The organism is Providencia sp. PROV061 (genome assembly GCF_011045655.1).
GTDB lineage: Bacteria > Pseudomonadota > Gammaproteobacteria > Enterobacterales > Enterobacteriaceae > Providencia > Providencia hangzhouensis.
Map to the genome: position 1 here is coordinate 3826001 of NZ_CP042861.1, position 25908 is coordinate 3851908.

Genomic DNA, 25908 nt, shown 5'->3' on the forward strand with positions numbered 1-25908 from the left:
CTTAGGCTTTGAAATCAAAGGCCACTAAGTTTACGATCGCGCTCCCATTGCGCAGGGGTGTACGCTTTAATAGACAAAGCATGAATGCGGTTATCCGCAATATACTCCATTAAAGGTGCATAAATTGCTTGCTGTTGCTTAACACGGCTCATGCCGTCAAACATGTCACCGACAGCAATAACCTGAAAGTGGCTACCATCACCAGTAACAATAGCCTCATTCAGAGACAATTTTTCCATCAATACTTGCTTAATTTCGTTGGTATCCATAATGACTCAATTTATTAATTATTTGTGATTTATAATTTTACTCTAAATAGTGCAAATTGCATGCGTTGCATACAGAAACATCGCAATAAGAACAGCCAGAGCTTAATCCTCTATCCTAAAGGATTAGGCTTAACACTTAAACCAAAGAAAACGCCTCTCGTGCCGAAAAGCACATAGAGGCGCTCATTTTTACATAACTTGACCCAATTTAGGATATTTAACCTAATTGAGGATAACCTCTTGAACCCCGTATAGCTCAATCAATGTCTTCAAGTTATCACTGACACCAGTAATATTCAGTGAACGGTTTTTAGCTTGGAATTCACCTTTTAAGCGAACGAGCATCGCCAACCCTGTTGAGTCCACATGTTTAAGACCAGAAACATCTATACTTTCAGTATGTTCTAGCGATGACTCTTTTTTATTCCAAAACGACATGAGCGAATCACGGTCTAATGTCCCGTTGAAATATAGCGTTGTTTCAATGAGTTCCCATGCTAACAACTGACTCATATTACTTATTCTCTTCTAAAGTAATAGGTGCTTTTGCACTGATTTCCAACTGTTTTGTTAAGCCATCAACACCTTGCTTACGTAGAATATCACCCCATTCATTTTGCTTAGTTGTGATCATACTCACACCTTCTGCAATCATGTCGTAAGCTTGCCAGTAGCCAGTTTTACTATTTTTACGCCATTGGAAATCTAAACGTACGGGAGGGCGGCCGTTGGTATCAACAATAGTCACACGAATAGCAACAATGTTTTTATCTCCCAACGGTTGCTCTGGTGCTATTTGATACGTTTGACCATGGTACATGGCCAATGCTTGACCATAAACTTGCTCAAGGTAATCTTCAAACGCTTTGAAATAAGCCTCACGCTGTGCTGGAGTTGCCCCTTTATAATAGGTTCCTAACACCAAAGCCCCTGCATATTTAACTTGTACATAAGGTAATAATTCCTCACGAACAATTGTTCTAAGGTACTCAGGGTCTTGCTTAATTTTAGGTTGCTCTGATTTCAAGCGGTTAAACGTTTTCGCCGCCGCTTCATCCATTAATTTATAAGGGTTGGTTTGGTCTACTGCCATGGCAAATGGCGCAATTGCCAACATAGCAACCATCATTAAACGTTTAAACATAATTCATTCCTTTATTCTTCAAAGGGAGCATCAAATTACTGTGCAGTTGACTCTGGCTCTGCACCTTGGCTATCACCACTTTTATATAAAAACTGGCCAATTAAGTCTTCTAATACCATAGCTGGCTTAGTATCTTCAAGACGCCCGCCATTTTTTAAGATTGCTATACCTAATTCTTCATCATCTGGGCCGATATTCATTGCAATATACTGTTCACCCAACAAACCTGACGTGCGAATTGACAGCGAGCTTGAATCAGGAATATTGTCGTATTCACTCAATAAATCAATTTTAACTTCAGGAACATAATTCTTTTTATCTAGTGTGATACTGGCAACGCGGCCAACCACCACACCACCAACTTTAATTGGTGAGCCTTCTTTTAAGCCACCAATATTTTCAAAAGAGGCTGAGATTTGATAGGTGGATTGGCTTCCTATCGATTTTAAATCAGCGACTTTTAAACATAAAAAGATAATTGCGGCAATCGCCAGCAACATAAAACAACCAACCCATATTTCACTTTTTTTACTTTGCATGACTTAGTTCCCAAACATCAGTGCGGTAAGTACGAAATCCAGTCCTAAAACAGACAATGACGCATGCACAACTGTTCTTGTTGTAGCTTGGCTTATCCCCTCCGAAGTTGGGATGGCATCATAGCCATTAAATAATGCGATCCAAGTCACTGTGATAGCAAAGACTAAGCTTTTAATCACACAGTTGACTAAATCTAGCCGCCAATCGACGGAAGATTGCATTGAAGCCCAGAAAAAGCCCTCATCAATCCCCTTCCAGTCAACCCCAACTAGTGCGCCACCTAAAATACCGACAGCAACAAAAATAAGAGATAACAACGGCATACTAATAAAACCAGCCCAAAACCGTGGGGCTATCACACGCCTAAGCGGGTCCACTGCCATCATTTCAAGGCTAGAAATTTGTTCAGTCGCTTTCATTAAGCCAATTTCAGCTGTTAATGCAGAACCCGCTCGTCCAGCAAACAACAAGGCGGTCACAACAGGGCCTAATTCACGTAATAGTGAAAGTGCCACCATCATACCTAAGCTAGCTTCAGCACTAAACGTAGTGAGAACCAAATAACCTTGTAACCCTAAAACCATCCCAATAAATAACCCTGAGACAGCGATGATCAGCAATGACTGCACACCAATAGCGTACAATTGCTTCATCAATAATGGCCATTGTTTACGAAACTCTGGTTTGCCGAGTAAGGCGCGAAACAGCATGTAACCTGCTCGACCAAACGCGGAAAATATATCAATCCATCGGCGTCCGAAGGCTGCTATCGCCTTTATTATCATCTTATTTTACCCTAATAAATCAGCTAGATAATCATTGGCGGGAAAACGGAATGGAACAGGCCCATCCGCAATACCATCAAGAAATTGTCGCACACGAGGGTCTTGGTTTTCACGTAATTCCTCACCTGTTCCCTGAGCAATGACGTGCTGCTGTGCAACAATATAAGCATTATCTGCGATGCTCAATACTTCTGGAACATCATGGGAAACCACGACACAGGTCACACCCAGTGCTTGATTAAGCTCATCAATCAATTTAACCAAAACCCCCATAGTAATCGGGTCTTGACCGACAAAAGGTTCATCAAACATGATTAAATCTGGGTCAAGTGCGATAGCACGCGCTAATGCAGCACGCCGTGCCATACCACCTGACAATTCGGATGGCATTAATTTTGCGGCGCCACGTAAACCAACCGCCTCTAATTTCATCATTACCGTAGTGTGAATCAGCGATTCTGGCAGATTCGTGTGCTCACGTAGAGGGAAAGCCACATTATTGAATACGTTCATATCCGTAAATAGCGCCCCTGATTGAAACAGCATGCTCATCTTTTTACGGGACTGATACAGCTTTGAGCGTGACAGTGTTGGAATATTGTCACCATCAAACCAAATTTCACCTTCGTTTGGCCGTAATTGGCCCCCAATCAAGCGCAGTAATGTGGTTTTACCAATCCCTGACGGCCCCATAATTGCCGTAATTTTTCCACGGGGAACGGTCAGATTAATATTCTCAAATATTTTCCGATTTCCTCGAGTAAAGGACATGTTCCGTACTTCAATTAAGTTGTCTGTCTGTGCTTGCATGTTAAATAACTCGTTATACACCACGCGTAAATGTTTTTATCCGTTCAGATGTTACCGAAAGATAAACTGAAAATCGTCAAATATCACAACAAAATAGAATTTATAGTATTATAGCGTCGAAAATATGACTTTTAGAATTACAACTCTGTTTTTATCAAAAGGAAACAGAGAAAAAACAATATAATTTATTTATAGTCAGCAAAAACTATCACTATTAACAGCAGATAGCTCTTAGAATGTTGTGATTACCTAACTTGAGGATACGCGAATTTGCATATCTATTTTTGGTTCAAGATGCTAATAAAACCATCTTGTACGTATTAAATTCTACATCGAAGCACCCTAAAATACTCATTAAGTATAAAACTAACATTAAAAAGTGCTTAACTGACAAAATACTTACTGATACTAAGTATTCGTTATACAATTTGATTTCGCTAATCCGATTAACTTAAAAGCTACGCATGGAACTAGAAATGTCAAACTTCGATTTTCAGAAAGTAGGTAAAGAAGTTCTCCATATCGAACACGAAGGTTTAAAAAACCTAGAACAATATATCAATACTGACTTTGACAACGCTTGCCAGCTTATTTTTAACTGTGAAGGCAAAGTCGTCGTAATGGGAATGGGGAAATCGGGGCATATTGGCCGTAAAATTGCCGCTACACTAGCAAGTACAGGAACGCCATCATTTTTTGTTCACCCAGGGGAAGCTAGCCACGGTGACCTTGGGATGATTACTCATAAAGATGTTGTGTTAGCTATTTCAAATTCTGGCGAGTCAGGGGAAATTTTAGCCTTACTTCCTGTTTTAAAAAGAATTAAAGTGCCTTTAATCTGTATGACTAACAACCCTGAAAGTAATATGGGAAAATATGCAGATGTCCACTTGTGTATCAAAGTACCTCAAGAAGCCTGTCCTTTGGGGCTAGCACCGACCACGAGTACAACAGCGACACTTGTAATGGGAGATGCATTAGCTATTGCCTTATTAACTGCACGCGGGTTCACGGCGAATGATTTTGCGCTTTCGCATCCAGGTGGCGCACTTGGGCGCAAACTTTTACTCCTCGTTCGTGATTTAATGAATACGGGTGATGAAATCCCCCATATTCCTAAAAGCGCGTCTTTACGTGAGGCTTTAGTGGAAATCACCCGTAAAAAACTGGGGATGACAGTCATTTGTGATGATGACATGAATATTGAAGGTATTTTCACTGATGGGGATTTACGCCGTATCTTTGATATGGGAATCGACCTAAATAACGCTAAAATTGCTGATTTAATGACCCCCGGTGGAATTCGGGTATCATCAACAATGTTAGCGGTTGAAGCACTAAATTTAATGCAATCTCGGCACGTGACTTCGTTATTAGTCGCAAATGATAATAAATTAGTCGGTGTGCTACATATGCATGATCTGCTACAAGCCGGTGTTGTATAACATAAGGAAATACCATGACGTCTACCTTTTTGGAAACCTGCTATGGCCCTGTTGCCAATACTGTTTTAAATAAAGCAGAAAAAATCAAATTACTGATCTGTGATGTTGATGGTGTCATGTCAGATGGCTTGGTCTATATGGGGAATAATGGCGAGGAACTCAAAGCTTTTAATGTCCGTGACGGCTATGGGATACGCTGCTTATTAACTTCCGGTATTGAAGTCGCCATCATAACAGGAAGAAAAGCGAAACTTCTTGAAGATAGGGCTCAAACATTAGGCATTACATATCTTTACCAAGGTCAAAGCGATAAGCTTTTGGCGTATTACGAACTGTTAGATACACTACAATTATCAGCTGAAGAAATAGCTTATATTGGAGACGACCTGATTGACTGGCCTGTTATGGCCAAAGTAGGCTTATCCGTCGCCGTCGCTGATGCCCATCCTTTGTTATTACCGAGAGCTGATTACGTGACTCGTATTGGTGGGGGAAAAGGTGCAGTCCGCGAACTTTGTGACCTTATTTTGCTTTCTCAAGACAAACTGGAAGAAGCAAAAGGTTTATCAATATAACGAATAGATTGAATTCATGAGCAATGCGAAGAAGTGGTTAATTGTTATTTTATCCTTAGTAGTATTAGGCCTTATCGGCTGGAATTTAGCGGGTAATGATTCCGACAGTGCAGAGGATAAAGTAATTAATGATGGGCAACCTAATTATCAAACTGATGATTCAGTGACTTTTGTCTATAATCCAACGGGTAATTTAGCGTATAAACTCGTTTCAGAGAAAATAGATAATTATACTGAAGGAAAAATCACGTGGTTTTCGAAACCTGTTCTAACCACTTATAACGAAGCTGGCGAGCCAACCTGGACGGTTAAGGCTTTCAAAGCACGGTTAACGAACGATAGAATTCTCTATTTATATAGCGATGTTCAGGTTGATAGCTTAACCAAAGAGTCGCAGATCCAACGAATTACAACTGAGAGTGCAGTTGTCAATTTGACAACACAAGACGTTTCATCTGATGATAAAGTGACCATTATTGGACATGGTCTCAATTCTACCGGTATGAAAATGAAGGGAAACCTTCGTACAAAAACGGCTGAATTAATCGAAGATGTAAAAACTCATTATGTGTTACAACCAGAAGAGCATTAAAATGAATCAAGTAACTAAGAAACGTTTTATTCAAGGAGCTGTTGCCAGTGCAATTTTGGCTCTTAGCCTACCTGCGATGGCATTAAAGAGTGATACGCAGCAGCCAATGACGATTAATTCGGTCAAACAATCTCTTGATTTAGAAAAAAACGTCACCACCTTTACTGATGATGTTGTTATTAAACAAGGTTCTATTGATATCAGAGCCAATAAAGTGGTTGTAACACGTCCAAGTAGTGACTCGGATAAAATTGTGATTGAGGCCTTTGGGACCCCGGTTACCTTTTACCAATTACAGGATGATGGTAAACCGATTAAAGGCCATGCCAGCAAAGCCCGTTATGAGGTTGATAAACAACTCGTCACATTAACAGGTAATGCCTATCTTGAGCAGTTAGACAGCAATATTCAGGGTGACAAAATTACCTATTTAGTTCCAACGCAACAAATGGAAGCGTTTAGTGATAAAGGTAAACGCGTCACCACCGTAATACTGCCGGCACAATTGCAAGAAAAAGGCCCTGCGGCAAATAAAAATTCATCAGCAAGTAAGAGTAAATAACTGTTATGGCGACACTAACCGCTGAAAATCTAGCTAAAGCCTATAAAAAACGTAAAGTCGTTGAAGATGTCAGCTTGGAAGTTAAATCAGGTGAAATCGTTGGCTTATTGGGGCCAAATGGTGCCGGTAAAACAACGACCTTTTATATGGTGGTGGGTATTGTTCAGCGGGACGCTGGCAAAATTATGATTGATGGTGAAGATATCAGCCTTCTACCGCTGCATGAACGTGCGCGCCGCGGAATTGGCTATCTTCCTCAAGAAGCCTCAATTTTTCGCCGCCTCAGTGTTTATGATAACTTAATGGCTGTGTTAGAAATTCGCGAAGATTTGAGTTCCCAACAACGTAAAGAACGTGCTGAAGAACTGATGGAAGAATTTAGTATTACTCATCTTCGCGACAGCATGGGGCAGTCGCTATCTGGTGGGGAGCGCCGCCGTGTGGAAATTGCTCGTGCACTTGCTGCTAACCCAAAATTTATTTTATTAGACGAACCTTTTGCGGGTGTTGACCCTATTTCCGTCTTAGATATCAAAAAAATTATTCAGCACTTAAGGGATTACGGCCTCGGTGTGTTAATCACCGACCATAACGTGCGTGAAACCTTAGATGTGTGTGAAAGAGCCTATATTGTCAGCCAAGGGCACTTAATTGCTCATGGGTCACCAACCATGATCTTAGAGAACGAGCAAGTAAAACGTGTATACTTGGGTGAAGGTTTCCGTTTATAAATTATCGTGTTGTCATTTTTTTAGGGAGATTAAAGCAGATTCATGAAGCAAAGTTTGCAGCTTAGAGTCAGTCAACAACTTGCAATGACCCCTCAATTGCAGCAGGCTATCCGCTTGTTGCAGCTGTCTACACTTGAGCTTCAGCAAGAAATTCAACTCGCCTTGGAAACAAACCCACTGCTTGAGCAAGAAGAATTAAATCCCGAGACTGAATCTATTGACTCCCTGAATGAAAATGCGGATACCAGTGAGCTTGATACCAAAGATGCGCTCGAAAACCATGATATGCCGGATGAGCTCCCTTTAGATACTAATTGGGATGAAATATATACGGCAGGAACGCCGTCAGGCACCAGTAATGATTATAATTTTGATGAACTCCCTGTTTATCAAGGTGAAACTACGCAAACATTACAAGATTACCTGACGTGGCAAGCTGAACTGACCCCTTTTACTGACACGGACAGAGCAATAGCTACAGCTATTATTGATTCAATAGATGATTCCGGTTACCTGACAACAGCCATTTCTGATATACATGAAGGGATTGATAACCCAGAGATTAGTATTGAAGAAGTCATTGCTGTCCTAAAACGTATTCAGCATTTCGACCCATTGGGTGTCGCAGCACAAGACTTAAAAGAGTGTTTATTAATCCAATTGTCACTCTACCCTAAGGAAACTGATGGGCTACAAGATGCAAAGCTCATTATCAGTAATCATATTGATTTATTGGCTAACCGTGACTTTCGTCAGTTGGGGAAATTAACTCGTTTAAAAGAAGATGCCCTAAAAACTGCGATAGACTTAATTTTAACGCTGAATCCAAAACCAGGCCAATCCATCAATACTGGGGAGTCGGAATACGTTATTCCAGATGTTTTAGTGAAAAAAATCGCAGGGCACTGGCAAGTTGAATTAAATACAGATAGCATCCCTAAACTAAGTATTAATAACCATTATGCTTCGATGCTAAACAATTCAGCAAATGAAGATGATTCTCAATATATTCGTAGTCATCTACAAGATGCAAAATGGCTGATTAAAAGCCTTGAGAGCCGCCATGAAACACTATTAAAAGTCGCGACTTGTATTGTAGAACAGCAACAAGAATTCTTTGAGCTGGGTGAGGAACACATGAAACCGATGATACTGGCCGATATCGCCTATCAAGTGGACATGCATGAATCAACCATCTCACGAGTAACAACTCAAAAGTTTCTCCATAGCCCACGAGGCATTTTTGAGTTGAAATATTTTTTCTCCAGCCATGTCAATACGGACACAGGTGGCGAAGCCTCCTCAACCGCAATTCGAGCATTGGTGAAAAAACTGGTTGCTGCTGAAAACCCAGCAAAACCATTGAGTGACAGTAAATTGACGAGTATGCTTGCAGAACAAGGCATTCAAGTCGCTCGCAGAACTGTTGCTAAGTATCGAGAATCGTTATCCATTCCGCCCTCTAACCAGCGTAAACAACTGGTTTAATTGATAAAATAAGGAAGATTGTATGGAATTTCAGATTACTGGACACAATATTGAAGTTACTCCTGCATTGCGCGAGACTGTTGAGAAAAAACTCAAAAAATTGGAGCAATTATTTGATCGCATTAATGGTATCCAAGTTGTCTTGAAAGTTGAAAAAGTTCAGCAAATTGCTGAAGCAACCGTGCAAGTTAATGGAGCGGATCTCCACGCATCAGCGGAAGAAAATGATATGTACGCTGCTATAGATATACTCGTAGACAAGCTGTCGCGCCAATTAACCAAACATAAAGAAAAACTGAGACAACATTAATGCATTGATGCGGCTTATTAATTAGCCGAATAATGTTTCAAACCAGATGGTGGGATACACCATCTGGTTTTGTAGTCCTAAGTGAACAATAAAATGAATAGTGATATAGAAATCCAGTTAAACGTTGTTTTATCATCAGCCTGTACACGTAATAATATTGTGTGCACGAGTAAAAAAAGAGCTTTAGAAATTATTAGTGAGCTGGCTGCCGTTGAATTGGAATTACCTGAAAATACGGTATTTGAAGCGTTATTAACCAGAGAAAAAGTTGGCACAACAGGTATTGGTGGTGGTATTGCCATTCCTCATGGAAAGCTGAATGAAGGTGAAAGTAGCCGTGCTGTCGGTGTTTTTTTACATTTAGAAGAACCCATTGCTTTTGATGCAATTGATAATCAACCTGTTGACTTGCTTTTCGCTTTACTTGTGCCATCTGACCAATGTAAAACGCACCTGCATACGTTGTCGCTTATCGCCAAAAAACTAGCCGATAAAACGCTCTGTAAACGCCTACGCAGTGCACAAAGTGATGAAGAGCTATACAGCATAATTACAGAGTAAGTGATAAATTATGTATCTTGCCATATGCAAATGATATTGTTATGGTTTCTAAATAATATTAATTGGCAAGTACTGCTTTTCAAGAAACTCATTATTAGGAAACAAAAGGGAGCAAGCTCATGGTGCTGATGATAGTCAGCGGCCGTTCCGGTTCGGGGAAATCCGTTGCCTTACGTGCGCTGGAAGATATGGGTTTCTATTGCGTAGATAACCTACCGGTTGTATTACTACCGGAGTTAGCGAATTCACTGGCTGATCGTAACATTTCAGCAGCGGTTAGTATCGACGTGCGTAATATGCCCGATAATCCAGAGATTTTCGAAGAAGCGATTGATAAATTGCCTTCAACCTTCTCTCCTCAATTGTTGTTTCTAGATGCTGACCGTAACACGCTTATTCGACGTTACAGTGACACTCGTCGGTTGCACCCACTTTCAAGTAAAAATCTTTCACTTGAGAGCGCAATAGATGAAGAAAATGAGTTACTTGAGCCTTTACGCTCTCGTGCTGATTTAGTCATCGATACTTCTGAAATGTCCGTTCATGAATTAGCTGAAATGCTAAGAACACGTTTGATGGGCAAGCGTGAGCGTGAACTGACAATGGTGTTTGAATCCTTTGGTTTCAAACATGGTATTCCTATTGATGCCGATTATGTATTCGATGTACGGTTTTTACCCAACCCACACTGGGACCCGAAATTGCGCCCGATGACAGGCCTTGACCGGCCAGTCGCTGCATTCTTGGATAGGCATACTGAAGTCCATAACTTCATCTATCAAACTCGTAGCTATTTAGAATTATGGCTGCCGATGTTAGAAACCAATAACCGTAGCTACTTAACTGTTGCTATTGGCTGTACGGGAGGTAAACACCGTTCCGTGTATGTCGCAGAGCAACTTGCCGACTATTTCCGTTCCCGTGGTAAAAACGTGCAGTCACGCCACAGAACATTGGAAAAGCGCAAATAACAGCAATGACAGTAAAAGCCACAATAACGCTCAAAAATCGGCTTGGAATGCATGCAAGGCCTGCTATGTTACTCTATGATTTAGTTAAACAATTTAACTCAAGAGTTATTTTGCGTAATAATAATCAAATTGAGGCTGAGGCCGATAGCGTTATTGCGATGTTGATGTTAGACTCAGAACAAGGCAGTAAGATTGATATCGAAGTTAGCGGCCCAGATGAAAACCAGGCCTTGTCCGCAATTATCAACCTATTCGAAAACAGGTTTGATGAAGAATAGCTGATATCGCTGATGAAAAGCAGCTGAGTTTCAAGCTAGCTACTGATAATATCAATCAGTAGCTTTTTATCTAGGCAGGCTTAGAGATCGTGATCATGATCTCTTCCCTTTAAAGCGTATAGCGCCTAATATTTTAAACAAACTTATTTCTAGCGACACCCCCTACCTTATGGGTGGGGGGTGTTTGCTTTGTATGTCTCTATTGGAGTGTGGTATGACAAAGCCAACAATTATTATCAATGATTTAGATGCTGAACGTTTAGATGCACTGATGGAACAGCCGGCTTATGCGGGCACACCAGTTGCCGAAGCGCTCAATGATGAACTTGACCGTGCAGATATCTTAAGCCCGCAAGAGATCCCTGCGGATGTGGTCACGATGAACAGTACCGTTCGCTTTTTGGATTTAATCAGCAACGAAGAACGCACACGCACCTTAGTTTACCCTGCGTCCCTGAAAGATAGTGCAGAGCAGCTGTCTGTTATGGCACCGATTGGGGCAGCTTTGTTGGGATTGCATGTAAACGATGAAATCAGCTGGGAACTGCCAAACGGTGTTCAAACGCGTGTTCGCGTACTGGAAATCGTTTATCAGCCAGAAGCGGCTGGTGAGTTCCACCGTTAATAACGATAACGGCTGAATTAAGGAAGGCTTAGCGAAAAAAGTTTTATTTAAAAAACTCAGGTAAGTCCTCTGACATATTCAGGCACTCAATTGAGTGCCTTTTTTGTTGCCTTTAAATGGGCAGAGTAGAAACCTACTCCCCGGCAATACTCATTTCTGGGATCAGTACCGAACCACACTGAATATTACTGCGAGTTTCAATATCATCAGCGATAGTAACCATATTCGCCCACATCTCTTTTAGGTTACCAGCAATGGTAATCTCACTCACAGGATACTGAATTTTACCGTTTTCGACCCAAAAACCTGAAGCCCCACGAGAGTAATCACCAGTGATACCACTAACCCCTTGTCCCATTAATTCAGTAACGACTAGCCCTGTTCCCATTTGTTTCAGCAATGCTTCGAATGAAAGCCCTTGCCCTGCAATACGCCAGTTATGGATGCCTCCAGCATGCCCAGTACTTTGTAAACCCAATTTTCTTGCAGAATAGCTGGTCATTAACCACGTTTGCAAAACGCCATTTTCGACAATATTGCGCTCACAAGTGCGTACGCCTTCGCTATCAAAAGGTGATGACGCCAACCCGCCCATTAAATGGGGTTGCTCATTGATAGTTAGCCAGCTTGGTAAAATTTGCTTTCCTAAGCTATCGAGTAAGAAAGAAGATTTACGGTAAATACTGCTGCCACTAATGGCACCCACTAAGTGACCAAATAGGCCTGTTGCCACTTCTGCAGCAAAAATAACAGGGGCTTTCATTGTCGGTAATTTACGTGGCGATAAACGAGACAAAGTACGACGAGCACACTCCTGCCCAACCCACTCAGGCGACTGTAATGCCCCTAAGCTACGGCCAATCGTATAAGCGTAATCACGCTCCATTTCACCATTTTGCTCAGCAATCACACAACTTGACATCGAATAGCGGCTTGAACAATAGCTTTGCAGCATGCCATGGGAGTTACCAAATACACGAACCCCGTAGTGCCCATTAAAGCTACCGCCTTCCGTATTCACAATGCGGGAGTCTGCATTTAATGCTGACATTTCCGCAATCGACGCTAAGCGGATCGCCTCTTCAGGAGAAAGTTCGCTCGCTTGAAACAAATTGAGGTCTGGTGCTTCAAAAGCCAGCAAAGATTTGTCTGCCGGCTCTGCACACGGGTCTTCTGAGGTATAGTTAGCAATATCAATTGCCGCCTGAACAGTCCGTTCAATAGCTTCAGGGCTTAAATCTGTTGAAGACGCACTGCCTTTACGTTGTTGATAATAAACAGTGATCCCTAGCGCTCCATCACTGTTAAACTCAACATTTTCGACTTCCCCTTGGCGGGTACTTACACTAATCCCAGTGCTTTTGTTTACTGCGACTTCCGCAGCATCACAACGTGTTTTAGCAAATTCTAATGCGTGCGCGACGGCTTCTTCGAGTTTTTTACGTTGTTCGGTGACTTGTTCAGTTACACTCATGCTTTAGTCCAATCAATAATGTGGGGGAAACGTGATTTTCTGCCCTAACAAGCAAATGCTAGGTAGTCATAGAGGGGTTTTCCCAGTTACAATATATAATAGATGAATGTTAACACTCACAACACAGTAAATCATATTAATTACGCGTAATTAAACCACTGTGTTCGGTAAAAAGGAAAATCGATATGGCCAAACAGCCTGATGACTGGCTGGATGATATCCCAGCGCCGCAAGACGAAGAAGACGAGGAAATCATTTGGGTCAGTAAAAGCGAAATTAAACGCGATGCTGAGATCCTCAAAAAGTTAGGGGCTGAGCTCGTTGATTTAAGTAAAAGTGAATTAGAACGCATCCCGTTAGATACTCAATTACTTGAAGCCATTGAACTTGCCCAAAAAATCAAACGTGAAGGCCGTCGCCGCCAATTGCAATTGATTGGTAAGTTATTACGTTCACGTGAGGTTGAGCCCATTACTGAGGCTCTGGACAAGCTTAAAAATCGCCACAACCAGCAAGTGGTAATTTTACATAAACTGGAAGACTTACGTACCCGTTTATTAGATGGCGGTGATGAAGTCATTGAAGACGTGGTTGCCCTGTTCCCACAAACAGACAGGCAACAACTGCGTGCATTAGTCCGTAATGCAAAAAAAGAGCGTGAAGGCAACAAACCGCCAAAAGCTTATCGCCAAATCTTTCAATATTTGAAAGATCTCTCTGAAATGGCTTAATGAATTATCCCCTATGCTATGGCTAGGGGATTTTTCTTTGTAAATTAAGCAATAATCTGAAAAAGCCAGAAGCGTGTTGATAGCGCTGCCGAAACAACCTATCATGCCATTGTTAGACATACTCTGACCCGTATTATCGCGGCTGCTGACCCCCGATAAATAATGAGGAAGATATGGATAATACCCGAAATAGAGCATGGCGCAGAGCCAAAGCTCGTATCAATAAATCCCGTGATCAACTAAATTCACGACTAGTTGACTGCTATACACCTGAAAAAAACTGGAAACAAATGTACGGCCGTAGCGAAAAAATGATCCGTGCAGCCCAATTAGGTATGGCATACCCGCAAGTAAGTAATATACAGCTTGCCCGTATTAGCCTTGAAGAGATACACAACAACTCGTGAATATTTTATTCATTTGCAGTAAAAACCAATGGCGTAGTCCAACCGCTGAACAGATCTGGCGCAACCATGAAAGTTGGGTCACCCGTTCAGCGGGAACAAGCCGCAATGCGAAGCGCCCTGTTAATGCGGATTTAATCCGCTGGGCAGATGTAATTTTTGTGATGGAGCAAAAACATAAAAACCGCTTAAAAGCAGATTTTCCCCGCCTTTTGGAATACAAACCGCTTCATGTTCTGGATATTCCTGATGATTACCCATATATGGACCCAGAGTTGATTGAAATACTCAAAACCAGTGTGCCTAGTATTCTTACCAACCATAACTAGCTAAAATGCGTTTTGATCGTATCAAGTAGTGTTTTGAACTCAGTATAGCCTTCTCTATCAAGGAAATGCCCAGCAGATTCCTCAATAATAACCTGTGTTTTTAAGGCCTCTGCCAATGCTTTCGAAGACCCCGGCGACACAATTTCATCATTGGTTGATATAATCGATATTCGATTATTTGCCACTTTTATGAGTTCGTCATAATTCAATGGTTCAACGGTGTGAGGCTGTAATTCAGGCAATGTAGGCTGTTCTTCGTCAAACCCTGATACCAATACATAACCTGCCACCGATTGCCCTGCATGTTGAAGAAACCGCAATGCAGTAACGCAACCTAAGCTATGGCCAATCAAAATCGTATTTTCATCAATATCAAAAGGTAAATGCTGCAAGCGCTGCTGCCACCTTTCAGGGTTGGGGGCTAAAGAGTCAGGCATGGTGGGGACGTTAACAAAAGCGCCTAAGGCTTCAAGCTCTGATTTCAACCATGGAAACCAATTTTTTTCAGGGGATGCCGTGTAGCCATGAACAATAAGAAATTTTTTTTCTTTTAGTGGAAATGCAGTGCAAGTAACGTTATTCATCCTAAAGACCCCTATCAGCTCAGTTATCTTATTTAGACTTTACCATGAGTGATAGGAATATTAGTTAGAGCTTTTTGTTATATCTAAAGCAAAAATAAACTCTTCTTCCCACATGTCTTGTGCGTCATTCATCACATCAATAACATCTGCGAATTTTATACGTTGTTCCGCGGTCATATGTGAAAACGTGATGGTTACAGGTAACTCAATGCCTGCGGAAACCATGTCCCACAAAGCATCAAGATTATGACCAAACCAATCAGGAAGGGAAAATTGTTGAGCAAATTGGTCATAAAAATCATTCAATGAGTTTATCTGCCTGAAATCAAAGCTCACCTGTTTGCTCATCAAGGTATTTCCTTTAGTTGACTTGTGTAAAGCTCTTATAATGGTCATGAGTCACAAAAATCATCCCATCTGATGAGTATAGCAAACGGTCCGCCCCGCGATGACCACAGCGATAATTAATGTCTGCTTCAAACCATTGGCGTCCTTGTGCAATGGGTAAACTTTTCTCACGGTTAGAAAAACGGTCGCCGCCAATCGCTCTTCCAGGTAACACATCGCAAAGATTACCTTTTTTCGCATCCCATCCGGCTTCACGGGCTTGTTTTTTCGTCATATAGAAAGCGGGAAGTTTTTGATATTTTTCCATAAAACTAACCACGTTATCTTGTGCAGTCAGCTTATCAATCGGTTGTGGTGTTTCTTTTGGCGTTATCGCTTCACGAGAAGGTGGATTGCTTTGATTAACGGATGGTTCAGATGGTGTTTTATCTCCACCATTAAAATAAAGGCTAATCACAATCAAAATAGCCATCAATACGACGGGTAAAAAACGTTTATTCATAACACCTCAGTTGTTTTGTGCTTTGCAGGCACACAATCGCCCCAGTCACAACATCGACAAGAAGTTGTTACAAGGGCGAGCAGAGCCTAGTTTATATCGCCAAGAACGATTATGCGGTACCGCCAACAGTCAGTTTGTCCAGTTTTAATGTAGGTTGGCCTACACCAACAGGGACACTTTGGCCTTCTTTGCCACAAACACCAACGCCTTTATCTAGCGCTAAGTCATTACCAACCATTGAAATCTGCTGCATAGCTTCAACACCCGAGCCAATTAACGTCGCTCCCTTCACAGGAGAAGTAATCTTACCTTTTTCAATCAGGTAAGCTTCTGATGTTGAAAATACAAATTTACCTGAGGTGATATCTACCTGACCACCACCAAAGTTTGGTGCATAAATGCCTTTATCCACACTCGCAATAATTTCTTCTGGCGTTGATGTACCTGCTAACATGTAGGTATTGGTCATACGCGGCATAGGTAAGTGCGCATAAGATTCACGGCGTGCATTACCTGTTGGAGCAACTCCCATCAGGCGTGCATTCAGTTTATCTTGAATATAATTACGTAAAATACCATTTTCTATTAGGACGTTATACTGCCCAGGTACCCCTTCGTCATCAATGGCGAGAGAGCCTCGACGGCCCGCTATCGTGCCATCATCCACCACAGTGCACAGAGGTGATGCCACTTGTTCGCCTATTTGACCTGAAAAAACAGAGGTGCCGCGACGGTTAAAGTCACCTTCTAAACCATGGCCTACCGCTTCATGCAATAGAACCCCTGGCCAACCAGCACCCAGCACAACCGGCATCATTCCAGCAGGCGCTGCGATCGCTGACAAATTCACCAGCGCCATACGCACCGCTTCACGTGCATATTGCTCAGCAACCACTTGCCCTTGGTGAATTTCCAAGAAATATTCGTAACCATAACGGCCACCACCGCCACTTGCACCGCGTTCGCGCTTACCGTCATGTTCCACCAGCACGCTGACCGACAAACGCACTAACGGACGAACATCTGCCGCCAAAGTGCCATCTGTTGCGGCGACTAGCACTTGTTCATAAACACCCGTTAAACTGGCATTGACTTCGATAACACGTGGGTCTTCTGCGCGTGCAACTTGGTCAACACGGTGCAGCAAATCAATTTTTTGTTCCCGCGATAAGCTTTGCAGTGGATCTGCTGCTGAATACAGTTTTTTATATTCAACATTAGTTAAAATTTGTGATTTACCAGAGCCTTGCTCATTCACAATACTGCGTGCTGCGGTCGCACTTTGTGTCAGCGCATGTAGCGAAATTTGGTCTGCGTAAGCAAAACCGGTTTTTTCACCACTGACTGCTCTCACACCAACACCTTGGTCGATATTGTAAGAGCCATCTTTGATGATCCTATCTTCAAGCACCCATGATTCATGGAAGCTCGATTGAAAGAACAGATCCGCATAATCCAGATGGCGCTCAGATAACAAACCTAAAATGTCATACAGATTTTCTTGCCCAAGACGGTTGGCGGCCAGCAAATGTTCGCTGACAGAAACTAAACTCATATTCGTTACTCTTTGGTTTCTTTTTTAATCAAGGATGTCAATTGCGGTCTAAAGCGGTTATGTTTCACCACTTTGATTTGCTCTCGCATGACACTCAAGCTGTCCGTTTTAATATTCAGTACCGTAGACGCGACTGCATCCACGTTCTTTTTCATCACTTTACCCCACCCATCAACCGCAAGGCTGTGCCCCCATGTGCGACGTGTGCCGTGCACACCGACTTGAGCAGGCGCTAAAATATAGCATTGGTTTTCTATCGCACGGGCACGTAATAACGGCTCCCAATGTGCTTGCCCGGTGTAACGAGTAAATGCCGCTGGTACAGAGATAATTTCTGCGCCTTGTTCACGTAATGCTTGGAATAAACCAGGAAAACGTAAATCATAGCAAATTGTCATGCCAAGACGACCAACGGGTGTATCAACGACAGTGATATGTTCACCGCGTTGATAAATCACAGACTCGTTATAAGTGCCTTGCTCGTCTTCGATATTGACATCAAACATATGAATTTTATCGTAGCGAGCTTTAATATTTCCTTCGGAATCAAATAATAAGCTACTACTTGTAATACGCTCAGGATCTTCACGGCTAATCATTGGCATTGAGCCAATTAAAATCCAAACATGATAACGTTTGGCCATTTCGCTGATCGCACTTTGCAAAGGACCTTTTCCTTGCTCTTCCGCTTGTTTACGATAAGTCGCCGCATCCGCAAATAACAATGCATTTTCAGGGGTCAGTACTAATTCAACAGTCTCTGGTAACTGTTTGATCTGTTGTTCGATTTGCGCCAAATTGTGTTTAGTATTATTTCCGCTACATAACTGCAAAAGTGCAACGTTGCCATTTTTCATTACTCTTGAGTCTCCTTCAGTTGACGTAATACTTCATCAATTTTCGGCTCGTCCAAACTACCTGTTACTCGGTAACGAATAACGGAAACTTTACTCCATAGTGGACCGAGCACTTTCGTTGCCGCAAATACGGCAGCGCCTGCAAATGGGTTTACCACAAACGCGGTTGCTACTCCTACTGTAGCAGATATTTCCGGTGTAATGACGGCTTCAACATTAATTTGGCGTTTAACAAGGTCAATTTGGCCATTAAAAGCGATATCGGCAACTAAACCATCAACATAGGTATTTTTCGAAACCAGTACACCATTTTTAATGGTCGCATCCCCTTTAATGGAGTCAAAATCAAAGTCATCACTAAATGTATCGCTAAAATCAAATCGTAGTTTACGCAACAGGGCATCAAAACTGACTAGACGCAATATTTGCCCGGCACGACCACCGCCCATTTGTGCAATCGCTCCTTTGCCCAATTTTGCAGACATTTTACCATTTAAAGAGGCGATATCTGGTGACCAAGGCAAATTAGCCCAATCTAAATCAAATTCAATAGTATAAGGTGATTGGATAATGGGAACCAATATACCAAAATACGCCGCCGTTTCGTCAAAAGCTTCACCGGTTAATGAACCTGCAATTTGTGTTTTATTGCCTTTTTCGCTGTTCCAAATAGCATCTAACTTTAATTTCGTGACGCTGTTATCTAGCGTGCCATCTGTCAGTTGCAATAAAGTGCCTTTAGGTTGGATATTAGCGCTAATTTCCCCCAATTTCTGCCCAGCGACCCAACACTCTTTACAGTGAAACTGGAACCGCGGCCATTGGCTAAAATCGATTTGTGTCGTAGCAAGGTCATTGATTTGAGTACTAGAGGATTCACTAGGGTTGTAATACAAATAATCAATGGCGACCTGCCAAGGCTGTGAAGCAAAGATTTGTAACGAACCTTTTAAGTTTTCACTATTGATACTGACTAATTGCTCAGCCCGTTGTAAGTCATAGGAAAAATTTACTGCATTCCATTGCTGCCCAGCGAGGTAGATTGATGGAATATTGACCTCAAGCATATCAGGTAAACCAATATTCATCCCCCCTTCGCGGCTATGGGATGACACTAGCAACCCGGCTAATTTCTCCCAGTTCATATCGGTAATAGGTGGCAAATCAACAACAAAAGTTGCATTTTTAGGTAATTCAGGAATACCATCACGCCATTGAGCAACATGGGCTTTTAATAAGCTTAAAGGCTTACTACTCAGCCCCCATTGAGTATTAAAACCAATGCGCTTACCGATATCACCACCAACCACCAACTGTTCTGTTGTTCCTTTAGCCTGAACATTAATTTGCCCAAGTTCGGCTAATAGAGCGTTATCAATAGCGGGTAGCTGGCTTTTCAGTTGTTTTAGCCCTGCCGTGACATCGATTTGCAAGCCAACAGGTTCTTTCGCCGTATTTGGAATGGTGATGGCAACTTGGCTTTTCCAGTCAGTGGTTCCTGATAATTTTTGTTTAATCTCAGCAGGTAACATTGCCAACTTATTCACCGCCCAGTTTCCGCTAACATTCACATCCACTAAATAATTTTTTGCTTGATCTGTAGTGGTGAAATCAACAGTAATGGGCTGTTCAAACCAATGGCCACGCAGGTTGTCACCGCGTAAATCTCCATTGTTAAACTCAAAGCTGCCCGTTAAAGCAGAAATAGTGCTATCAATTGGCTGAATATATAAATCATTTTTATTTAGATTGACCTTTCCTTTGGCAACAACATCCTTACCCGCCACCAATGGAATAGATAACCCTAATTGGCCATTAACAGCCCCCCCAATTTGTAACTCTTCAAGCGTATCGCCAATTGAGTGGTTCATCGGGGTATGCACAAAATATTGCTGAATTTGTTTTCCAGTTCCACTGATATCTGCATTGATATACAGCATTTCTTTAGTGTAATCAGGGATATTGGCATCAAGGTTGGTTGCCGTGGCATCCGCTAATTTCACGCTTGGCGCATGCATATATAGCCCTGCACGCCTAAAGTCTAAGTCCATATCTAAGTTCAATAACGCAGGCCATTCACTGTCATATTCGAATGTTGCATCACGCAAAGGGACATAAACTTGGAATTGCCCATCATTGTTATCATAGGGGAAATGAGCAGGGTCGCCTTTATAGACTAAAGTCGCATTATCTACGCTACCGGCAATAATCGCTTTCGTCAGGTAATCTGCCACATCTTGGCCCATTAATTTTTGTGGGAAATAACGCCATGCATCCCCTGCATCATCTAAACGGATTCCGGCAAGAATGGCGAGATCGGCATAATTTCCTTTTTTCGCTTTTGCGTAACGAAACTCACCATTTGCCCAAAGAGACTGAGCTTGTAGCTCTAATGATGGGCTCCACAATTTAAATTCACTGGCATTATTGACCCAATGGAACTGACCTGTTGCCGTTTTTATCGAGAAAGGCGCTTTAAATTCATCACGATAGTCAACTTCACTATCTTGTAAGCTAACGGTGGCGCTACCACTTTGCATCCCACCAATTAAAACACCTGAAAAGTGATTAACTGAAGGCAGCTCCTTCCATTTTTTCCAGCTAACATTTTGCCAGTCCATGTTGATTTGTACGTTTTCAGGCATGTTTTGCGTGATATCAAGCGCAAATTCACTCACCACACCAGTTGGTTGGCGATGTTGCCAATCCTGTACCATTTCAGGCGTTAAAAAGGAAAAAGTGGGTAAAATTTCACTTAAACGTTCAAGTTCAATATCTTTTGCACGGATGCGCCAATGGTCATTATCTTGATATTTTTTGCTGGCAGGCAAATACAATACAGAGGCGCTCCCTCGTGGCCAGATAAACTCATTGGTTTTCAAGGTATCAAGCTCAGGAATGTTAAATAACCACCCATTTCCCTGCCTTTTCATTCGCAAAAGCAAATCATTAACTTGCAAGTTTTGCGCTAATTCGCCGGTTCCCCAATTGGCTTCCCCTTGCCGTAATTGAATAAGGCCGCTATCAATCCGGTTATTTTTCAGTGTTACCCAAGAAGACAGGCTAAAATTTGCGTCCCGTAATGACGTGTTATCCCGTAGCCAGCGGCTAAGCCATGGCTGCATATCAATATTATCCGCTTGCAAATAAAAAATACCGTCGCTTAACACGCCATTTTTATCTGACACATCAAGCTTTACTTGCAGATAACCATGCTGCTTATTGATGGTTTCGAGACTAACAAAACCTTGAGCGCGATGCCTGTCGTTATCGTTGAGCCAAGAAAGTTCAGGCAAAATCAGCGTCGTTTTTTGTTCTGAAGGTGTGAGAAAGGTTAATTGGCTTTCTTTTAGTACAAAATGGTCAAATTGCCTTAAAAATAGCTCTTCAATACCATCTAAAGACTGCCCCTCCGAGGAATCGCCAAGGCTGAAAGGGACTTTGTGATCTACATTTAACTGGTAAAAGGTTAAGTCACGAAAACGCCAGCGCAGAGAAAATAACGAGCTCCAAATATCTAATTCAACCGTAATAGTATTCGCTGTAATATCGGTAGTTTTATTCTGTAAAACGACATCGGACAACGTCAGTACAGGGCCAAAAGATTGCCAAGCCCCTTCAATTTTACCAATTTGTACCGATACATCGGTCTTTTTTTCAACGTAATCAATCAGATCTTGCCGATAGTTGTCGATATTTGGCAGAAGAAAACGCAGCCCTGACAGCACTAACGCGCACAGCAATAATATAACCGCAGTCGTCACCAGTGCTACACGTGGCAGTCGTCTCACTCAAATCTCCTTTTACATCATTACGACATCAAAACGTTCCTGACTGTAAAGAGGCTCAGTCTGAACTTTAACTTGCTTTCCAACAAAGATTTCAACTTCTGCGAGGGCGTGTGACTCATCCCCTTTAAGGACATCAACCACCGCTTGGGATGCATAAACTAAGAACCTATCTGCATCGATAGTACGGTGAACACGAACTATTTCACGTAAAATTTCATAACATACCGTTTCTACCGACTTAACGGTTCCGCGCCCTTGGCAAGTCGGGCAATCATCACATAATACGTGTTCTAAGCTTTCTCTTGTACGCTTACGCGTCATTTCGACTAAGCCCAGTTGCGAAAAACCATTAATGGTTGTTTTAACTTTATCTTTACTCAATGCCTGCTCTAATGACGCTAATACACGGCGGCGATGTTCCGGGTCAGCCATATCAATAAAATCAATAATAATAATGCCGCCTAAGTTGCGTAAACGCAGTTGCCTTGCTATCGCTTGGGTTGCTTCGATATTGGTATTAAAGATAGTTTCTTCAAGATTACGGTGCCCAACAAATGCGCCCGTATTAATATCAATGGTCGTCATGGCTTCAGTTTGGTCTATAATCAAATAACCACCTGATTTTAGCTCCACTTTTCGGTCCATTGCTCGCTGAATTTCGTTTTCAACGTCAAACAAGTCAAATATCGGCTGATTCCCTTGATAGAGTTCGAGCTTAGCTGTCATTTCTGGCACATACTCTTCGATAAATTCTTGTAATTGAGTATAGGTCAAACGAGAGTCAACACGAATGCGATCAAGGTGAGCGCCGGCAAAATCACGAATAATGCGGTAAGCAAGTGCTAATTCACCATAAATTTTAGTGCGAGTCACATTGCGTTTTTTTCGTTCAATCACTTTTGCCCACAGGCGTTTTAAGAATGCAGCATCCTGTTTAACTTCCTCTTCCCCGACCCCTTCTGCTGCCGTACGAATGATAAAGCCCCCATTTTCATCACAATACTGTGAAACACACTCTTTTAGGCGTTCTCTTTCATCTTCACTTTCAATACGTTGTGAAACTCCCACATGGGAAGCTCCTGGCATAAAGACCAAATAGCGAGAAGGGAGTGTAATATCCGTAGTTAGGCGAGCACCTTTGGTACCAAGGGGGTCTTTAACAACTTGGACGATTAAATCTTGTCCTTGCTTAACGAGCTCCGCAATATCCCTGACATGAAAGTTTTTTTGTTCATCACCCGCAATACATTCCGTATGAGGCATAATGTCAGAAGCATGCAAAAAAGCGGCTTTATCTAGACCAATATCAACAAAGGCCGCCTGCATTCCCGGTAAAACACGGCTCACACGGCCTTTGTAAATATTCCCTACTAGCCCTCTTTTTGCTTCTCGTTCAACATGAATTTCTTGTAATATCCCACCATCAATATAAGCAACGCGCGTTTCAGATGGCGTAATGTTTACTAATAGTTCCGCAGTCATGACTTCCCCTTACCATCACTTAACGCTAAAAATCGCTGAATTAGCTCGTCTGTTTCAACCAGTGGTAAACCAACAACCCCATGGTAGCTGCCATTAATTTTACGTATAAAACGCCCACCAATTCCTTGTATTCCATAAGCGCCTGCCTTATCCATTGGCTCACCAGATTGTATATAGTCCCGTATTTCGATTAAAGATAACTCGCGGAATGTCACATCTGTCACAATTAGTGACTGCATTGTCTGTTGACGGTTGGATAAGGCAATAGCCGTCATGACCTGATGGGTTTTTCCTGATAATGCACTTAGCATCTCTTCTGCGTGCTGATTATCTCGCGGTTTTTCTAAAATTTCCCCTGCGAGAACAACGATTGTATCTGCGCCCAAAACCGGTTGATTATCGGGTGCAATCGCAACACCGGCTAAAGATTTATCTCGTGCAAGACGTTGAACATAGTCTTGAGGCAACTCCCCCTCCTGCCACTGTTCTTCTACCTCTGGACGTAAAACCTCAAAGGTATAATTAAGTTGCTGAACAAGTTCACGTCGACGGGGTGAGCCGGACGCAAGATAAATTAAACACATAAACTGTATTCCCAGTCAGACCGACAACTAACACCCTAACATACTGAAAATTGCCGACGTATTTTACGTAAAAGCAAAAATAGCCATGGCCATAGAATACCATTCACTAAGCTATTCCAAAATACTTGCGGGTGGAATAATACTTGTGATGATAGAAATTCAGCCCAAAAAACAGCAAGATCTTGAATGATAGTGAGTAACATAATCACCAGAGCTTGCTGCCACAACGCCATATTACGCAACAATTGGTGTTTATAAGAGACGAGATAGCAAATAATGCTAAAAGAAAGAGCATGCACTCCCAGTGCAGAGCCCTGAATGGAATCTACGATAATCCCTAAAATAAAACTCGTACCAACACTCACTCGGTGTGGTAATGCCATCACCCAATAAGTGAGAATCAACAGAAGCCATGATGGCCGGTAAAAACTGAGTTGTTCCGGCCAAGGCATGACTTGTAAAATCAACGCAATAAAAAACGATAACCAAATGATGGCACGGCCATTTCCGCGATACTCATCCATGCTAATTTACTCTCTTGCCCATAACCATACTGTGTTTCCTCTACTTATGGTTGTGACGTCGGAGCCATTGATGGTGGCAATGGAGGCCCCTGAATTTCATTCGGATTAGGTAACACTTGCGGCAATACTTTCATTAATCGTTCATTTGCTGCACGATAAACTTCCGAAGGCTGTAGTGGCGTTTTAGGGTCGCTATCATTTCCCCATAGTAGCAAAAGGTAGCGTAAACGCTGCAATTCGGCACTCGGCTTCGCGCTGATAATAGTATAAGCACGTTGTGTGTCGTGTTTTACGGCAGAGACCACCCCTACAGGATAACCTTCGGGGAAACGCCCTCCTAACCCTGACGTGACAAGGACATCACCAACACGAATATCGGTATTTTCAGGCAACGGTTCTAATTGGATATCATCAGCACATCCGGAACCTGCAGCAATAACACGGACATCATTACGTAATACTTGTACTGGCAGTGCATGGGTAGTGTCGCAAATTAACAGAACACGGCTATTAAAGTTACTAACCCCAACCACTTGACCAACTACGCCTTTATCACTAATAACCGGCTGCCCTTCATAAACGCCTTCATTGCTGCCCTTGTCTATAACCACTTGGTCACGATATGGCGTATTCGCGCCTGAAATAACTTGCGTGACCATCATGTGTTCATCTTGACGAAGTGGCGAACCAAGTAACTCCCTTAACCGCGCATTTTCCTGCTTAAGTTGTTCTAAAAGCAAGTTGTCCGCTTTTTTCAGTAATAGCTCTTGGCGTAAGGCTTTATTTTCGAATTGCAATTGTTCTCTTGAAGAGAAGCTTTCGGAGATATTATCTAGAAATTGACGTGGGCCATTGGCTAAAAAATAGAATGGGCTAACCGCCGTGTCTAAGTAGTTACGGACTTTATTGAAAGGCTCAAAGCGATGGTCAATCACCACCAGTACAAGTGCAATGATTACCGCAATAAAAATGCGTAGCTGTAGGGATGGACCTCGCCTAAAAATTGGCTTCATGTGTGGCTAAGTTTCACTAATGTCAGAGGAACAAAAAATAGTCA

The 25908-nt window shown here is 42.2% G+C and carries 31 protein-coding genes; 14 read left to right on the top strand and 17 right to left on the bottom strand.

The features are described from left to right. Positions 1 to 14: 14 nt before the first annotated feature. The 6 genes from ibaG to mlaF all read right to left on the bottom strand — a co-directional run bounded on the left by ibaG (position 15) and on the right by mlaF (position 3548). Positions 15 to 269, bottom strand: coding sequence for a BolA family iron metabolism protein IbaG (ibaG, locus tag FVA72_RS17650; RefSeq protein WP_004258269.1), 255 nt, complete (start codon positions 267 to 269; stop codon positions 15 to 17). Between the two features lie 222 nt (positions 270 to 491). Further along, complete coding sequence (mlaB, locus tag FVA72_RS17655; protein WP_004258270.1) at positions 492 to 782, bottom strand: lipid asymmetry maintenance protein MlaB; 291 nt, start codon at positions 780 to 782, stop codon at positions 492 to 494. A 1-nt stretch (position 783) separates the two neighbouring features. Beyond that, complete coding sequence (mlaC, locus tag FVA72_RS17660; protein WP_004258271.1) at positions 784 to 1413, bottom strand: phospholipid-binding protein MlaC; 630 nt, start codon at positions 1411 to 1413, stop codon at positions 784 to 786. Between the two features lie 35 nt (positions 1414 to 1448). Beyond that, positions 1449 to 1952: an outer membrane lipid asymmetry maintenance protein MlaD gene (gene mlaD / locus FVA72_RS17665; protein ID WP_004258272.1), complete on the bottom strand. Its 504-nt coding sequence runs from the start codon at positions 1950 to 1952 to the stop codon at positions 1449 to 1451. Positions 1953 to 1955: 3 nt separating this feature from the next. Continuing rightward, positions 1956 to 2738 carry a lipid asymmetry maintenance ABC transporter permease subunit MlaE gene (mlaE, locus tag FVA72_RS17670; protein ID WP_004258277.1) on the bottom strand — a complete coding sequence of 261 codons (783 nt, stop codon included), beginning with the start codon at positions 2736 to 2738 and terminating at the stop codon, positions 1956 to 1958. 6 nt (positions 2739 to 2744) lie between these two features. Beyond that, positions 2745 to 3548 carry a phospholipid ABC transporter ATP-binding protein MlaF gene (gene mlaF / locus FVA72_RS17675; protein WP_004258281.1) on the bottom strand — a complete coding sequence of 268 codons (804 nt, stop codon included), beginning with the start codon at positions 3546 to 3548 and terminating at the stop codon, positions 2745 to 2747. Positions 3549 to 4024: 476 nt separating this feature from the next. Between mlaF and kdsD the strand changes: the two genes are divergently transcribed. The 11 genes from kdsD (at position 4025) to rnk (ending at position 11686) form a co-directional block, all read left to right on the top strand. Beyond that, positions 4025 to 4993, top strand: coding sequence for an arabinose-5-phosphate isomerase KdsD (gene kdsD, locus FVA72_RS17680; RefSeq protein WP_165119763.1), 969 nt, complete (start codon positions 4025 to 4027; stop codon positions 4991 to 4993). A gap of 14 nt (positions 4994 to 5007) precedes the next feature. Beyond that, positions 5008 to 5568 (top strand): 3-deoxy-manno-octulosonate-8-phosphatase KdsC, encoded by a 561-nt coding sequence (kdsC, locus tag FVA72_RS17685; RefSeq protein WP_004258291.1) that lies wholly within the window; start codon positions 5008 to 5010, stop codon positions 5566 to 5568. Positions 5569 to 5584: 16 nt separating this feature from the next. Then, complete coding sequence (gene lptC, locus FVA72_RS17690) at positions 5585 to 6160, top strand: LPS export ABC transporter periplasmic protein LptC (protein WP_004258294.1); 576 nt, start codon at positions 5585 to 5587, stop codon at positions 6158 to 6160. 1 nt (position 6161) lies between these two features. Beyond that, the gene (gene lptA / locus FVA72_RS17695; RefSeq protein ID WP_004908264.1) at positions 6162 to 6722 is read left to right on the top strand and encodes a lipopolysaccharide ABC transporter substrate-binding protein LptA; all 561 of its coding nucleotides are present in this window, start codon (positions 6162 to 6164) and stop codon (positions 6720 to 6722) included. A gap of 5 nt (positions 6723 to 6727) precedes the next feature. Beyond that, positions 6728 to 7453 (top strand): LPS export ABC transporter ATP-binding protein, encoded by a 726-nt coding sequence (lptB, locus tag FVA72_RS17700; protein ID WP_004908261.1) that lies wholly within the window; start codon positions 6728 to 6730, stop codon positions 7451 to 7453. A 42-nt stretch (positions 7454 to 7495) separates the two neighbouring features. Beyond that, positions 7496 to 8941 carry an RNA polymerase factor sigma-54 gene (gene rpoN, locus FVA72_RS17705; RefSeq protein WP_004258305.1) on the top strand — a complete coding sequence of 482 codons (1446 nt, stop codon included), beginning with the start codon at positions 7496 to 7498 and terminating at the stop codon, positions 8939 to 8941. 22 nt (positions 8942 to 8963) lie between these two features. Then, the gene (gene hpf / locus FVA72_RS17710; protein WP_004258306.1) at positions 8964 to 9251 is read left to right on the top strand and encodes a ribosome hibernation promoting factor; all 288 of its coding nucleotides are present in this window, start codon (positions 8964 to 8966) and stop codon (positions 9249 to 9251) included. Positions 9252 to 9344: 93 nt separating this feature from the next. Further along, complete coding sequence (gene ptsN, locus FVA72_RS17715; protein WP_004258311.1) at positions 9345 to 9812, top strand: PTS IIA-like nitrogen regulatory protein PtsN; 468 nt, start codon at positions 9345 to 9347, stop codon at positions 9810 to 9812. A 119-nt stretch (positions 9813 to 9931) separates the two neighbouring features. Continuing rightward, complete coding sequence (gene rapZ / locus FVA72_RS17720) at positions 9932 to 10783, top strand: RNase adapter RapZ (protein ID WP_004258318.1); 852 nt, start codon at positions 9932 to 9934, stop codon at positions 10781 to 10783. A gap of 5 nt (positions 10784 to 10788) precedes the next feature. Next, complete coding sequence (npr, locus tag FVA72_RS17725; protein WP_004258320.1) at positions 10789 to 11061, top strand: PTS phosphocarrier protein NPr; 273 nt, start codon at positions 10789 to 10791, stop codon at positions 11059 to 11061. A gap of 214 nt (positions 11062 to 11275) precedes the next feature. Then, positions 11276 to 11686: a nucleoside diphosphate kinase regulator gene (gene rnk, locus FVA72_RS17730; protein WP_004908251.1), complete on the top strand. Its 411-nt coding sequence runs from the start codon at positions 11276 to 11278 to the stop codon at positions 11684 to 11686. 133 nt (positions 11687 to 11819) lie between these two features. On the opposite strand, the gene pmbA is transcribed toward rnk, so the two are convergent. Then, positions 11820 to 13160 (bottom strand): metalloprotease PmbA, encoded by a 1341-nt coding sequence (pmbA, locus tag FVA72_RS17735; RefSeq protein WP_110591212.1) that lies wholly within the window; start codon positions 13158 to 13160, stop codon positions 11820 to 11822. Between the two features lie 185 nt (positions 13161 to 13345). Between pmbA and yjgA the strand changes: the two genes are divergently transcribed. The 3 genes from yjgA (at position 13346) to FVA72_RS17750 (ending at position 14624) form a co-directional block, all read left to right on the top strand. Continuing rightward, positions 13346 to 13891: a ribosome biogenesis factor YjgA gene (gene yjgA / locus FVA72_RS17740; protein ID WP_004258329.1), complete on the top strand. Its 546-nt coding sequence runs from the start codon at positions 13346 to 13348 to the stop codon at positions 13889 to 13891. 173 nt (positions 13892 to 14064) lie between these two features. Continuing rightward, complete coding sequence (locus FVA72_RS22135; protein WP_094961512.1) at positions 14065 to 14298, top strand: hypothetical protein; 234 nt, start codon at positions 14065 to 14067, stop codon at positions 14296 to 14298. Beyond that, positions 14295 to 14624 (top strand): low molecular weight protein tyrosine phosphatase family protein, encoded by a 330-nt coding sequence (locus FVA72_RS17750; protein WP_004258336.1) that lies wholly within the window; start codon positions 14295 to 14297, stop codon positions 14622 to 14624. The genes FVA72_RS22135 and FVA72_RS17750 overlap by 4 nt, the downstream gene beginning before the upstream one ends. Here the strand turns inward: FVA72_RS17750 and FVA72_RS17755 are convergent. From FVA72_RS17755 to mreC, 10 genes are all read right to left on the bottom strand, one after another. Continuing rightward, positions 14621 to 15208 (bottom strand): RBBP9/YdeN family alpha/beta hydrolase, encoded by a 588-nt coding sequence (locus FVA72_RS17755; protein WP_094961511.1) that lies wholly within the window; start codon positions 15206 to 15208, stop codon positions 14621 to 14623. The two genes, FVA72_RS17750 and FVA72_RS17755, sit on opposite strands and share 4 nt — an antisense overlap. Before the next feature lie 60 nt (positions 15209 to 15268). Continuing rightward, on the bottom strand, positions 15269 to 15556 hold the full coding sequence (locus FVA72_RS17760; RefSeq protein WP_096864405.1) for a barstar family protein: 288 nt from the start codon (positions 15554 to 15556) through the stop codon (positions 15269 to 15271). A 13-nt stretch (positions 15557 to 15569) separates the two neighbouring features. Continuing rightward, positions 15570 to 16058: a ribonuclease domain-containing protein gene (locus FVA72_RS17765; RefSeq protein WP_004258351.1), complete on the bottom strand. Its 489-nt coding sequence runs from the start codon at positions 16056 to 16058 to the stop codon at positions 15570 to 15572. Positions 16059 to 16167: 109 nt separating this feature from the next. Next, positions 16168 to 17613: a metalloprotease TldD gene (tldD, locus tag FVA72_RS17770; RefSeq protein WP_110591211.1), complete on the bottom strand. Its 1446-nt coding sequence runs from the start codon at positions 17611 to 17613 to the stop codon at positions 16168 to 16170. Positions 17614 to 17618: 5 nt separating this feature from the next. Beyond that, a complete protein-coding gene (nit1, locus tag FVA72_RS17775) occupies positions 17619 to 18470 on the bottom strand; it encodes a deaminated glutathione amidase (RefSeq protein WP_004258360.1) in 852 nt (283 codons plus the stop codon). After that, complete coding sequence (gene yhdP / locus FVA72_RS17780; RefSeq protein WP_110591210.1) at positions 18470 to 22261, bottom strand: AsmA2 domain-containing protein YhdP; 3792 nt, start codon at positions 22259 to 22261, stop codon at positions 18470 to 18472. Before yhdP ends, nit1 begins: the two co-directional genes overlap by 1 nt. A gap of 12 nt (positions 22262 to 22273) precedes the next feature. Continuing rightward, on the bottom strand, positions 22274 to 23743 hold the full coding sequence (gene rng, locus FVA72_RS17785) for a ribonuclease G (RefSeq protein WP_004258373.1): 1470 nt from the start codon (positions 23741 to 23743) through the stop codon (positions 22274 to 22276). Beyond that, positions 23740 to 24327, bottom strand: a complete 588-nt coding sequence (locus FVA72_RS17790) for a Maf family protein (protein ID WP_096864402.1) — start codon at positions 24325 to 24327, stop codon at positions 23740 to 23742. The genes rng and FVA72_RS17790 overlap by 4 nt, the downstream gene beginning before the upstream one ends. A 35-nt stretch (positions 24328 to 24362) precedes the next feature. Further along, on the bottom strand, positions 24363 to 24851 hold the full coding sequence (gene mreD / locus FVA72_RS17795) for a rod shape-determining protein MreD (protein WP_004258382.1): 489 nt from the start codon (positions 24849 to 24851) through the stop codon (positions 24363 to 24365). A gap of 44 nt (positions 24852 to 24895) precedes the next feature. Beyond that, positions 24896 to 25864, bottom strand: coding sequence for a rod shape-determining protein MreC (gene mreC, locus FVA72_RS17800; RefSeq protein ID WP_004258388.1), 969 nt, complete (start codon positions 25862 to 25864; stop codon positions 24896 to 24898). Positions 25865 to 25908: the final 44 nt, after the last annotated feature.